The organism is Virgibacillus sp. CM-4 (assembly GCF_000445495.1).
Classification (GTDB): domain Bacteria; phylum Bacillota; class Bacilli; order Bacillales; family Amphibacillaceae; genus Virgibacillus; species Virgibacillus salexigens.
Window position 1 is genome coordinate 79687 of record NZ_AUQA01000007.1, and the last position, 12645, is coordinate 92331.

The following is a 12645-nucleotide window of genomic DNA, read 5'->3' on the forward strand; positions in this document are numbered from 1 at the left end:
TACATACCTTCTTTCTTTTTGTTTGTATAACTAAAAAGCCTCTTCTTATAGATAAGAAGAGGCTTTGATATACATTAGCTTGTCCTCTTCTTATCTTCATGCAGCATGCATCTGGAATTGGCACAGTACGTATGAAAAGTCTGTTGCCGAGGCTTCCAAGGGCCAGTCCCTCCACCTCTCTGGATAAGAAGTTATACGATTAATTTAATTATTGAAAATAAGATTACCGTATATACATTGTCTTGTCAACATTATTATTTTAAAACTTCAAATTTTCTTTATTCATGATATGCTAGAGTTATAAAATAGAAGAGGAGATGAGTGGTATGCGCAAATTAAAGTTGGGAAAGAGTGACCTATTTGTTTCTAACCTTGCATTTGGCTGTATGCGGCTAACTCAATTGTCTGTAATGGAAGCGGAAAAATTACTTCACCATGCATTGGGTCTTGGAATCGACTTCTTTGATCATGCAGATATCTATGGCGGAGGGCATTCCGAAGAAATATTTGCTAAAGCTATTCAAATGCGTCCTTCGGTACGAGAAAAAATGAAAATTCAATCAAAGTGTGGAATACGAGAGGGGTTCTTTGATTTTTCTAAAAACCATATAGTAGAATCAGTAGATGGAATACTTAAACGTCTCCAGACAGAGTACCTTGATGTATTATTACTCCACCGTCCGGATGCGTTAATGAAACCTGAAGAGGTGGCAGAGGCATTCCAAGTTCTTAAAGATAGTGGTAAAGTTAGACAATTCGGTGTGAGTAATCATAACCCATTACAAATAGAATTATTAAAGCAATACGTTGCACAAGATTTAATTGTTAATCAATTACAATTCAGTATTATGCATTCTGGAATGGTCGATGCAGGTCTGCAAGTAAACACCCAGCATGTAAATGGAATAAATCGAGATGGAAGTGTATTAGATTATTCTCGAATGAATCATATGACAATACAAGCTTGGTCACCATTTCAATATGGATTCTTTGAGGGCGTTTTTATTGATAATGAAAAATTCCCTGAATTAAATACAAAGCTTATGGAAATAGCTGAAACATACGGAGTAACAAAAACAGCAATTGCTATTGCATGGATTCTACGTCACCCTGCAGGAATTCAACCTGTTGTAGGTACGATGAATCAAGAGCGTTTGTCACTAATAGCAACAGCATCTGACCTTCAGATTACTCGAAAAGAGTGGTATGACATTTATCAAGCAGCAGGAAATAAACTGCCATAGTCAATAAACACAATGTTTCATTTTCGGGATGAAGAACCGCTTCATTCTATTTTTTTCGAAACCCATGAATCAATCTACTGAAAAAAAGGCGTTATTTCCCATCTTACTATGAAAATGAGGAGTACAACCATGTATCAAAACTCAGAGCGTTTTCTTACTGCATTCAACCGAATAGAAAAAATGCTACGTGCGTTATTAATTCATAAGAAAGATGTAGGTTTCTCTAAGGCTGTAAAAATACTTAGAAATTCTAACGCCCTCGTTCGCGAATATAGTGATGATCTTTTGGAGTTTGCAGAACTACGAAATGCTATCGTACATAATAAATTAGATATGACACATGCCATTGCAGAACCGCATGATGCAATTGTGGAGAGAATTGAAGAAATTGAAATAGAATTAAATGAGCCAAAACGGGTAACTCCTTTATTTTCTAGGCAAGTACTTTATTATCAGAGTAACGATCCGTTAAATCAACTTTTAACAATTATTCATGAAAAACAGTTATCTAAATTTCCTATTTATCAAGGAGATACGTACAAAGGATTATTAACCCAAAAGGGGATAACGAACTGGCTAGCTAGTAAAAAGCAAGAAGAGTCATTTGCTAAGAGTAGTTGTCAACTAGAAGAGATCTTGCCATTTGAAAAACAAGATAATTCTCGTTTTATACATCATGGAATGACAATATATGAGGCCATAGAAATTTTTAAAGAACATACAAGTAAAGGAAGGCGACTAGAAGCATTGCTCATTACCAAAAATGGTAAACCTTCCAAACAATTATTGGGTATGATTACCGCGTGGGATATTTTGGAAATATCCTAATATTGAATAAAAGAAAGAAGAGGAGAAATATGAGGGTTGTCTCGATTGATTTTGAAACAGCAAATGAAAAAAGATTTAGTCCATGTGCAGTGGGGATAGTAGTTTTAGAGGATGGAAAAATTATTGATGAATTCTATCATTTAATTAATCCACTTATGCATTTTAATTCTATGAATATTCACGTGCATGGAATTAATGAAGCTGATGTCGTGGGTGAACCGACGTTTCCTGAAATTTGGCCATCGATCAAATCGTATTTAAGAAGTGGTTTAGTAATTGCGCATAATGCTAGTTTTGATATGAGTGTTATTCGGCAAACACTTGATTATTTTGGATTACCCTATCCTGAAATGAATTATCTTTGTACCGTTGGATTGTCCAAGCAATTTTGGCCCGACTTAACTAATTATAAGTTACATACACTAGCGAACTTTCTACAGATGACGTTTAATCATCATCATGCGCTTGAGGATGCCAGAGTAGCAGCAGCACTATTTCATCATGCTTTTAGGGAAAGTGAAGCCAAATCATTAGAAACATTTTTAGATAGATGCAATTTACAAACTGGTAGAATTTATGAGCGAGGATATGTTACTCCAAAGAAAAAAAAGAAAAATCAACCTAAACGAATATATATTTAAATGGATGGAGGAATAACTAAAACGAGTAGCTGCATCGGCATCATCATAATTGCAAGAAATAAGCCATGCTTTCCGCCGAAACGATAACTTTGGTAAACAAACAATACCTACTCGCATCAAGCTTCGGACGCCTTATTGTTCCTCAAAAATTATCCTTATTTCATTCCTTTTGGCAGTAAGATATTTCAAAAAAATAACGTTAAAATCCCAACTACCATCCGAAGTAATTGGGATTTTGCTTTGTTTAAAACCAAGCTTCTTGCTTTTATTAAATATCTGAATTAAACTAAAAAAAAGAAAATTCTATCTTTTTATATAAATTTTATCATTTGAGGGGTGAGTAAATGAACACGCAGGCAAATGTACATGATGAAATGAAAATGATTCAACGTGCAAGACGGAACACGCTTAGTGATATACTCTCACGGACAGCAGCTAGAATGCCAGATAAAAACGCAATCGCTTACAATGGGGTGACAGTTACGTACAAGGAATTAGATACACTAGTAACTCTCACAGCATATGGTTTTAAGAGAGATGGGATGGGTAAAGGAGATATGATCATTGTCATGTCGAAAAACAGCTTGGACTTTGTGATAGTCAATTTTGCTCTTGCACGTATTGGGGCAGTGATGATCCCAATTAATTATATGTTGAGTACAACGGATACAGCTTACATTATTGAACATGCGAAAGCTTCGGGATTTATCGCATCTAAAGCGTACGCGGATGTACTAGATATTTCAGCGAAGGAAAAAGCGAAAGAAATTAAATATCGGTATATAATGGAGAACAGTGAAGACCAGGTAGAAGGATGGAAGAACTTAAAGGATATACAAGATGGGCACAATTCTAATGCAAAGATTGAAGTTGAAATTGCTGATGATGACCTCTGTCATGTGTTATATACAAGTGGTACAGAATCACGGCCAAAAGGGGTTATGCTCACGCATAAAAGCATCATGAACGAATACGCAAGTTGTGTTTTCAGTGGAAAAATGGAAAGCGATGACATTATGATTCATGCATTGCCACTATATCATAGCGCGCAATTACATGTATTTTTAGGTCCGAGTATATATATTGGATGCAGTAGTATCATCCTTGAAAAAGCTACTCCGGAGTTGATTCTTAAAACAATTGAAGAAACTGGTGCATCACAGCTATTTTGTCCTCCTACTGTATGGATAGCGATACTCCGTCATCCTGATTTTGAGGTGCGAGATTTATCTACACTAAGAAAATGTTATTATGGCGCAGCAATTATGCCAAGAGAAATACTAAAAGAATTGTCGAGTCGATTGCCAAACGCAAAATTCTGGAACTTATATGGTCAAACAGAGGTTGCACCACTAGCCACTGTCTTGCAACCGGAAGACCAGTTAAGAAAGATTGGTTCAGCTGGAACGCCATCCTTATATGTTGAAACAAGAATTGTGAACGACCAGGATGAGGAAGTTGCCCGTGGAGAAGTTGGTGAGATTGTGCATCGAACACCACATGCAATGAAGGGGTATTTATATGATCCAGTTAAGACTCGTGAAGCCTTTCGGAATGGTTGGTTCCATAGTGGTGATCTAGGAAAGATGGATGAGGAAGGGTATATTACGATTATTGATCGTAAGAAAGATATGATTAATACGGGTGGAATAAATGTTTCAAGTAGAGAGGTAGAAGAAGTAATTTATCAATTGGAAGGAGTATCAGAGGTCGCTGTTATAAGTATTCCGGATCCATACTGGATTGAAGCGGTTACGGCAATTATTGTCCCCAAAAAAGATGTAACGTTATCGAAAGAAGTGGTTGAGCAATTTTGTAAGGAGCATTTGACCAGATTTAAAGTTCCTAAGTATGTGACCTTTACAGATGCATTGCCAAAGAACCCGAGTGGAAAAGTACTTAAGCGTGCACTACGTGATCAGTATGAAATATTAAATAAAAAGTAATTCTTTATCGTAGGCATACATTACAGTATTTTTGTCAGACTATAAATGGAGGTGTTTTTTATGACTAAAGAAAAAGAACCATATCAAAAACGAAATGCACAAACAAGTGTAAATCCACAAGGCTTATCAGAAGATACGGCAGATCAACAACCTAAATCACAATTAGAACAACGAGCAAAGAAAAAGAACACAAAAATTTAAGAGGTGAAGAAGATCGACCATACATTAAAATATCTTAGAGAATCCTTGTCTAACTACATGGATAATGCGTATTGTCAAACGATCGTAGGAAAAATGGAACAAGGTCATTTTGCAAGTGAAGTAGCCTTTGTTAAACAGTTGAGTGAAGAAGAATTAACGTATTTAAATGATGTATTGGAAAATGAGATAAATTATGCAAAAGAAGTACAATTCGATAATCGCGTAAAAGAATTAACAGAAGTCTACGAACAATTATTTTGAATAATCCTTCTTTGAATTTAGGATAATTTTACCATTGATTATTCATTTCATAACGTATAATATAAATATTACAAGCTACGTTGTACGTATTTAATTAAGTTTTAACCTCTAATGAATGAATAGGGAGTTTTACATCGGAATTCTAATGTCGAGCCGTCCATGAACGGAAGGCAGGACAATTTCTGCAAACACCCACTTAGCGAAGTGGTGGTTTAAAACTTTTTATTAGATAATACGGCAAATGTGGCCTGTTACTATTATACGTAAATAAAGTAGACCAGTTTCTAATGAAACTGGTCTTTTTGGTTTCCTTAGTAATTATAAATTTTACGACTGTGGTATGGCTGATGCGACCAACGAGCCTAACGAGTCTTCTCGTACTTATTCGCTGAAAACAAAGCATAAAATCGAACAGGTGCCATACTGATGATCGTTATGCAGCAAATTCTAAGGAGAATCTCGCTTTTTAGCGGTCAGTGATTAGGTTGCTCTTATTAGAACAGCGTCAAGCGCTTGGTTGGTATCCATATGAAAAGCTTATATATTTGTGATTCCAAAACGCTCTTCAGATAACTGCTTGAACGAATGCGTATCTAATTTTAGTTTATTCTTTTTCCCATTTTTTATTTCCGTGAATGTATCTTTTGTTAGTGTAATGTGCCCTTCTTCCGTTAGTTTAGATAGTAATACGCTATGATTGAATGGAGAATTAGGATGAGAAGTAATGGTTTCTCTTACTTGATTAACATCATTTTCGTCTACAGCGTTTGTAAAGAATGCATATCCTGCTTGAATGAGATCATTCTGATATTTCACTAGTTGATAATCACCTCTATCTGTATGCTTTTGAGTGATTTGAAAATCTCCTGTTGTTGCATGGATTATCTCGCCGCTAAGCGGAATTGGCTGCAATGCTAGATGCGAACCGAATCCAACATCAACAATATACTTCCGTTGGTTAATAGATAGAAGGTTGGCAATATGTGTCCCTTTGATCCCGTTTTTAGGTACAGTAATCGTGGCCGTAATCATTTGTACATCAAATCCCAATTCTTTTAGTAAATAGTAAAAAAACGGATTTAATTCATAGCAGAGTCCACCCCGCTGCTGATTTATTATTTTCTGTTGTAAATTGGTGCGGTTAATAGTCAATGCCCGTTTATTGATAACATCAATGTTTTCAAAGGGAATATGCCTGGCAAATTGGTGCATGAGTGTGGATATATTGTTGAAATCAATTCGATTTGATTGCTCATAGTGGATACGTTGAAAAAGTTTATGAGTAAATTCGTTCATTATAAATCACCTCTCTCACACTAATCATAAAACATAGCTAGGTACTATGAAACCTATTCAACCTATATATAATAAAATCTGATCATATTGGATTTGAAACGGATATTAGCATTTGTTCTCACATTCACTTAATCTATTACCAGGGAGGGATTACATTGTCTTTTCAACTGGAATGTTTTGATCATGTTCAACTAGCAGCTCCATGTAATGGAGAGGAGCAAGCAATTGCATTTTACCAAGGGATTTTAGGAATGGAGCTGATCGATAAGCCAGAACCATTACGAAAAAATGGCGGTGTTTGGTTTCAAGCAAGATCGCTACAAATACATGTTGGTATAGAAGATCCGTTTAAACCTTCTAGAAAGGCACATCCAGCTATTCGTGTTCAACATTTACAGGAGTTAAAAAACCGATTCGTATTGAGTCAAATTAATGTCATAGAAGATCAATTATTGCCTGGAGCAAATCGATTTTATGTAGTTGATCCATTCGGTAATCGCCTTGAATTTTTAGAATGGAAAATATAGCCTATCAAAATTATTGGAATGTTAGTTTTATTAGGGAGGGGGTTGTTAAATCACACTCACATGCTATACTAATTACATTCAAATAATTATTTTTTCATATAATCGCGGGGATATGGCCTGCAAGTTTCTACCGGTTTACCGTAAATGAACCGACTATGAAAACGTACTGGAAGAGGGATATTGTATGTGCTTATTGCAATGCAATTTCTTTCGCTATTTCGACTGTATTAAAAAGTTCGAAAACCAGCTTCCGTTCATGGTTCTTACGGAAACTGGTTTTCGAACTTTTTTATTATTGTCCAACATCACTGCTAGAAAGGAAGATTTTCATGGAAGCTTTAAAGCAAAAGATCTTATCAGAAGGAAAAGTTTTGTCAGAATCCGTTTTAAAGGTTGATTCGTTTTTGAACCATCAAATAGATCCAGAATTGATGCAAGAGATTGGTAGGGAATTCGCTGGTCGTTATGCTGATGCTGGAGTAACAAAAATTTTAACATTAGAATCGTCGGGAATCGCTCCAGCTGTTATGACGGGGTTAACGATGGGGGTACCGGTGATTTTTGCCCGCAAACGAAAATCATTAACATTAACTAATCATTTGTATTCTGCTGAAGTATATTCGTTTACTAAAAGGGAAGCCAATGAGATTTCTATTTCTCAGGATTTTATTACGAGTGAAGACACCGTATTAATCATGGACGATTTTTTGGCAAATGGACAAGCAGTAATAGGCATGATTAATATTCTACAACAAGCAGATGCCCAACTTGCTGGAATTGGAATTGTGATAGAAAAAGGATTTCAAGAAGGTGGAAGAAAAATTCGTAATCAAGGGTATCGGGTAGAAACACTTGCGAACATTGCAGAGCTCACCGACGGGAAAGTGACGTTTATGAAGGAGGAAAAAGTCGTATGAAAAACGCAACTTTAGGGTTTCAACACTTGCTTGCTATGTATGCAGGAGCTATCCTCGTTCCGCTAATAGTTGGTGAAGCGCTCGGATTAACTTCTACACAATTAACGTATTTAGTGGCAATCGATATATTGATGTGTGGGGTTGCTACGATTTTACAGGTACTTAACAATCGTCTTATTGGAATTGGTCTTCCAGTTGTTCTAGGTTGTACGTTTACTGCAGTAGGACCAATGATTGCGATAGGCGGTCAGTTTGGTGTTTCGGCAATTTATGGAGCTATTCTTGTATCGGGTTTAGTGGTTATATTAATTAGCGGTGTTTTTGGTAGTTTGGTACGTTTCTTCCCTCCGGTAGTAACTGGTTCCGTAGTAACGATAATTGGGATAACATTAATCCCTGTTGCAATTAACAATATGGGAGGCGGAGAAGGAGCAAGCGATTTTGGTTCCTTAGCGAATATTGGTTTATCTTTTGGCACCTTATTTTTTATTATTCTGTTATATCGATTCACAAAAGGATTTATTCAATCTATTTCTATTCTATTAGGATTAATTGCAGGAACAATTGTTGCTTCTATTATGGGAAAAGTAAATTTACAGTCTGTTGCAGAAGCTTCCTATTTTCATATGCCTCATCCATTTTATTTCGGTACACCAACTTTTGAATGGTCAGCGATTATTACCATGATCCTTGTAGCTATCGTATCATTAGTCGAATCAACAGGTGTCTATTTTGCGCTTGGAGATATGACGAATCGTAAATTAAAAGGAAAAGATTTAGCAAAAGGATATCGAGCGGAAGGGGTAGCTATTTTATTAGGTGGAATTTTTAATGCTTTCCCATATACCGCTTTTTCACAAAATGTAGGACTAATGCAAATAACAGGTGTAAAGAAAAAGAAGGTTATTATCATTATGGGATGTATGTTAATTGTTCTTGGTCTGATTCCAAAAATTGCTGCATTAACCACAATTATCCCGTCGGCAGTATTAGGCGGAGCTATGATTGCAATGTTTGGAATGGTGATTTCACAAGGAATTAAAATGCTAGGCCCAGTAATTACAGAATCATCCGAAAATGCAATGATTATTGCTTGTTCGGTTGGTATGGGCTTAGGTGTAACAGTGGTTCCGGAGTTATTTGCTAAACTTCCTGATAGTATTCAAATCTTAACTAGTAACGGCATTGTTGCTGGAAGTATAACAGCAATTTTATTAAATATTTTATTTAATATGCTGTCGCAACGAAAAGAAAATAAGTCAGTAGTATTAAAAGAACAAGAGGCATCTTAAACGTAAAAGATAAGACAATAACAGAATACCATCTGTACTCAGCTTGTAGAGAACCCCCTGTGTTTTTCTACAGGCTTTTTAACTGGATGACGTATGTCGTTCTCTTGGTTATGGAAAAAGACGCTCTGTATCTAGCTAAGTTAAGCTAGATACAGAGCGTCTTTTTATATGTTGCTAGGTAGCTGTTATTCGCCCCTATTCATTTTTATATTTCAGATTCTGTATAATGCTTAAAAGTTAGATTACCTGCCTTGAATAACACCGCAAGCTAATCGTTTTCCTGCATCACCCGCTGGCTGAGTACGGTAATCATCAGGCGATTGATGAATGATGATTGCTTTTCCGATAACATCAGTTGGAAGAAACTTATTGGTGAAGAAGCAGATATACGCAAAGCCATTGTTGGAAAATAGAACAGGGAAATCACCAGCATGGTTACCATGTGGTTGATCTGTCGGATTCCAGTGCTCTCCTGCCTCTTGGAAAGGGTTTTGTTGATCACCTATTTGACAGCTGTCGTTTTCATGAAGATGAAATCCATGAGGCCCGATCGGTCTTCCGTCTCCTTGTCCGGCTTGATATGGCGGAAGCCCTTCGATTTGAGCACAAACCATGGTTCCGTTGTAGACTTGTTGAAACGTTACGAAACCGTTAATTTCAGGAGCTAAAGGGCCACCATTAATTTCAGCGAAAACTTGGTCCACTCGATGTGGGTAATAGTTATAATACATGTTGTACTCCCCTTTACATACTCACTTCGTTTTTATTCATTCTATGCTCTTGCCCATAAAGCTGTTCTCGCGTAAACGGTAATAATCAAATACGATTAACCATGTATGGATAACGCAGGCTAACTTATTGTAAAAAAAGATATATCTGTTAAAATGAAAGGTACTTTTTAAGAGGATTATACTTTAAATTTCAACGAATAGGGGGGAAAAAATGAAACAAAACGATATAGACAATTTAGGAGAAATAAATAAACTACCAATCGTCATCGTACTCATAACAGGAGCTTTCTTGGCAATATTAAATCAAACGCTGCTGGCGACAGCGATCCCTCATATCATGACGGATTTACAATTAACTGAGAACACGGCACAATGGGTGACTACGATCTTTATGCTAGTAAATGGGATCATGATACCGATTACTGCCTTTTTAATAGAAACGTTCACAACTAGACGCTTGTTCATTACAGCAATGAGCATATTCGCATTAGGGACGCTCATATGTGCATTATCACCAAACTTTCTCTTATTGATGGTCGGTAGGATTATTCAAGCTGCAGGTGCTGGAATTATGATGCCTTTAATGATGACGATATTCCTGTTAATTTTCCCAGTTGAAAAAAGAGGGACGGCAATGGGAACAGTTGGATTGGTTATCGGTTTTGCTCCGGCTTTAGGGCCTTCTATTTCAGGGTGGCTAGTCGAGCATTTTCCGTGGCGATCATTGTTTTATATTGTGTTACCTTTAGCAGTCATTGATATTATTGTCGCTTATTTTGTAATGAAAAATATTACAAAGCGTACATTTCCAAAAGTTGATATCCTTTCTATTATTTTTTCAACACTTGGTTTTGGCGGTATTCTACATGGATTCAGCAGTGCGGGAAATATCGGCTGGTCTGATCGAGTAGTAATTATTTCTTTACTAGTAGGTTTCATTTCATTAGGCATTTTTATTACCCGTCAATTTAAATTAGCACAGCCCATTTTAGAATTTAGAGTATTTCAAAATAAAATTTTCACCATAACGATGATCATAGGGATGATTGGATTTATTGGACTTATTTCTGCAGAGACGATACTTCCTATATATATGCAAAACATGGCAGGTTTCTCTGCTTTTGAGTCTGGATTAATGATCCTCCCTGGAGCTTTACTGATGGGAATTATGTCACCAATTAATGGTAGGATCTTTGATAAATTTGGCGCGAGGTATCTTGTTATTATTGGTCTTTTATTACTGACGATAACATCGTTTCTTTATACTAATTTGACGCCAGATACCTCTTTCGCTTATTTAACGGTTGTATTTGCGTTAAGAATGTTTGGGATATCGATGATTATGATGCCTTCTACAACAGCTGGATTAAATCAATTATCCAATCGTTTAATTCCACATGGTTCAGCCATGACAAATACAATGAGACAGGTCGCTGCATCGATTGGAACGGCATTATTAATCACAATCATGACTGCTTCTACATTAAATAGTGGTAGTCAAGTTACTGCTATAAATCAAATTCATGGTGTGAATATCGCTTTTTATGTAGCAACGGGCATTTCGTTTATTGGTTTAGTCCTAGCTTTTTTTATTAAAGATAAAACACCAACAGAGAATAAAACAAATGCTGTACGACAAAAGGAAGCCTAGAAAAAAGGATGATCTCAGCGGTGAGAATCATCCTTTTCTAATTTATTCCTGCTTTTTTTGGCGTCCATTTTTGTTTTCGGTCACTAATAATAGATAGCAAACTATGTAAAATCATTCCGATAATTACGAATGAAATACCAATATAAGATAATGCTCCTGGCATGGGAACACTTAAAAATAATAATTCTCCACCTAGTACAAAAATTACTTCTCCAGATTGTGTAGCTTCTACTCCAGCGAGTTTATGGTTATCATGCTGTACTTGCTCTGTGGCATAAAAGAAAAGAGCTGTAGCTATAATGCCAGATGAAATGGCAACAATGAATGTCTGCACAAGTTGACTTGAATCAGGGGCTCCGTGAGATAAAAACCCAAAAACTGATAGGAATATCCAAAATGGCATGGATGCAATTGTCATACCGAGGATACGTTGAAAGGTATTTAATTCCCCTTTCACCATTAACATCATTTTTCGGTTTCCTAATGGATAAGCAAATGCTGAGATAAGAATTGGCACGACACATAAAATAACACTTAACCATGATACAGCAGATGCATGTTCAAATTGGATAAAGAACACCCCAACGATAATAATGAAAGAGATAACTACTGCACGATAAGGAATACGCTGTTTCACTTTTTGATTTAATAATGGAACGAGGATAGATCCTGCAATAATCGTTAATTGAAATGTCGCTGCAACTAGCCACCCTGGTCCATATATTGTAGCAAAGGTTAAGGGTGCATAAAATAAGCCGAAACCGACGGTACTCCATAGAATCCATGGCCATGGATGAGATCTTATATGTGTAAGGACAGGTTTGACATTTTGTTGATAGCCAACAATAATGAATAACATAGGAAGCATAAATAGAAAGCGAAGGGAAGCGCTCCATGCCCAACTGCCCCCTTCTAATTCCATCGAACGATTTAAAATGAATGTAACCGAAAAGAACAATGCCGCAAATATACCGATCAGTATTGCTTTCATGACGTCACCTCGATACAGATATGTACCATCATAACAAATACCGAAGTGTTTTGTGTGAAAATTTATAAAAAAAATGAACTAATTTTGCTTGTGAAATTTTATTAAGACACGTTACGCTT

Annotated in this window: 13 protein-coding genes, 1 other RNA gene and 2 riboswitches; of the genes, 11 read left to right on the forward strand and 3 right to left on the reverse strand. The window is 36.3% G+C overall.

The annotated features are described in order from the left end of the window. Positions 1-87: 87 nt before the first annotated feature. Positions 88-190, reverse strand: a riboswitch (SAM riboswitch). Between the two features lie 136 nt (positions 191-326). The 7 genes from M948_RS39220 to ssrS all read left to right on the forward strand — a co-directional run bounded on the left by M948_RS39220 (position 327) and on the right by ssrS (position 5375). Further along, the gene (locus M948_RS39220; protein ID WP_021292052.1) at positions 327-1244 is read left to right on the forward strand and encodes an aldo/keto reductase; all 918 of its coding nucleotides are present in this window, start codon (positions 327-329) and stop codon (positions 1242-1244) included. A gap of 129 nt (positions 1245-1373) precedes the next feature. Beyond that, positions 1374-2072: a CBS domain-containing protein gene (locus tag M948_RS39225; RefSeq protein WP_021292053.1), complete on the forward strand. Its 699-nt coding sequence runs from the start codon at positions 1374-1376 to the stop codon at positions 2070-2072. A gap of 29 nt (positions 2073-2101) precedes the next feature. Continuing rightward, positions 2102-2713, forward strand: coding sequence for a 3'-5' exonuclease (locus tag M948_RS39230; RefSeq protein ID WP_021292054.1), 612 nt, complete (start codon positions 2102-2104; stop codon positions 2711-2713). A 344-nt stretch (positions 2714-3057) separates the two neighbouring features. Continuing rightward, positions 3058-4659 (forward strand): fatty acyl-CoA synthetase, encoded by a 1602-nt coding sequence (locus M948_RS39235; RefSeq protein ID WP_021292055.1) that lies wholly within the window; start codon positions 3058-3060, stop codon positions 4657-4659. A gap of 60 nt (positions 4660-4719) precedes the next feature. Continuing rightward, the gene (gene sspL, locus M948_RS42970) at positions 4720-4860 is read left to right on the forward strand and encodes a small, acid-soluble spore protein L (RefSeq protein ID WP_021292056.1); all 141 of its coding nucleotides are present in this window, start codon (positions 4720-4722) and stop codon (positions 4858-4860) included. A 3-nt stretch (positions 4861-4863) separates the two neighbouring features. Further along, complete coding sequence (locus tag M948_RS39240) at positions 4864-5121, forward strand: sporulation protein (protein ID WP_369759896.1); 258 nt, start codon at positions 4864-4866, stop codon at positions 5119-5121. Positions 5122-5190: 69 nt separating this feature from the next. Further along, a non-coding RNA gene (gene ssrS, locus M948_RS42975) (6S RNA) lies at positions 5191-5375 on the forward strand. Positions 5376-5658: 283 nt separating this feature from the next. On the opposite strand, the gene M948_RS39245 is transcribed toward ssrS, so the two are convergent. Then, the gene (locus M948_RS39245; RefSeq protein WP_021292058.1) at positions 5659-6417 is read right to left on the reverse strand and encodes an arylamine N-acetyltransferase family protein; all 759 of its coding nucleotides are present in this window, start codon (positions 6415-6417) and stop codon (positions 5659-5661) included. A 155-nt stretch (positions 6418-6572) separates the two neighbouring features. On the opposite strand from M948_RS39245, the gene M948_RS39250 reads away from it, so the two are divergent. From M948_RS39250 to M948_RS39260, 3 genes are all read left to right on the forward strand, one after another. Beyond that, complete coding sequence (locus M948_RS39250; RefSeq protein WP_021292059.1) at positions 6573-6944, forward strand: VOC family protein; 372 nt, start codon at positions 6573-6575, stop codon at positions 6942-6944. Positions 6945-7018: 74 nt separating this feature from the next. After that, positions 7019-7120: riboswitch (purine riboswitch) on the forward strand. A 153-nt stretch (positions 7121-7273) separates the two neighbouring features. Next, on the forward strand, positions 7274-7861 hold the full coding sequence (locus tag M948_RS39255; RefSeq protein WP_021292060.1) for a xanthine phosphoribosyltransferase: 588 nt from the start codon (positions 7274-7276) through the stop codon (positions 7859-7861). After that, the gene (locus M948_RS39260) at positions 7858-9153 is read left to right on the forward strand and encodes a nucleobase:cation symporter-2 family protein (protein WP_021292061.1); all 1296 of its coding nucleotides are present in this window, start codon (positions 7858-7860) and stop codon (positions 9151-9153) included. Before M948_RS39255 ends, M948_RS39260 begins: the two co-directional genes overlap by 4 nt. Positions 9154-9395: 242 nt before the next feature. Here the strand turns inward: M948_RS39260 and M948_RS39265 are convergent, their stop codons facing one another. Then, a complete protein-coding gene (locus M948_RS39265; RefSeq protein WP_021292062.1) occupies positions 9396-9884 on the reverse strand; it encodes a superoxide dismutase family protein in 489 nt (162 codons plus the stop codon). 211 nt (positions 9885-10095) lie between these two features. On the opposite strand from M948_RS39265, the gene M948_RS39270 reads away from it, so the two are divergent. Next, the gene (locus M948_RS39270; protein ID WP_021292063.1) at positions 10096-11535 is read left to right on the forward strand and encodes an MDR family MFS transporter; all 1440 of its coding nucleotides are present in this window, start codon (positions 10096-10098) and stop codon (positions 11533-11535) included. 37 nt (positions 11536-11572) lie between these two features. Here the strand turns inward: M948_RS39270 and M948_RS39275 are convergent, their stop codons facing one another. Beyond that, positions 11573-12526 carry a DMT family transporter gene (locus M948_RS39275; RefSeq protein ID WP_021292064.1) on the reverse strand — a complete coding sequence of 318 codons (954 nt, stop codon included), beginning with the start codon at positions 12524-12526 and terminating at the stop codon, positions 11573-11575. Positions 12527-12645 lie beyond the last annotated feature (119 nt).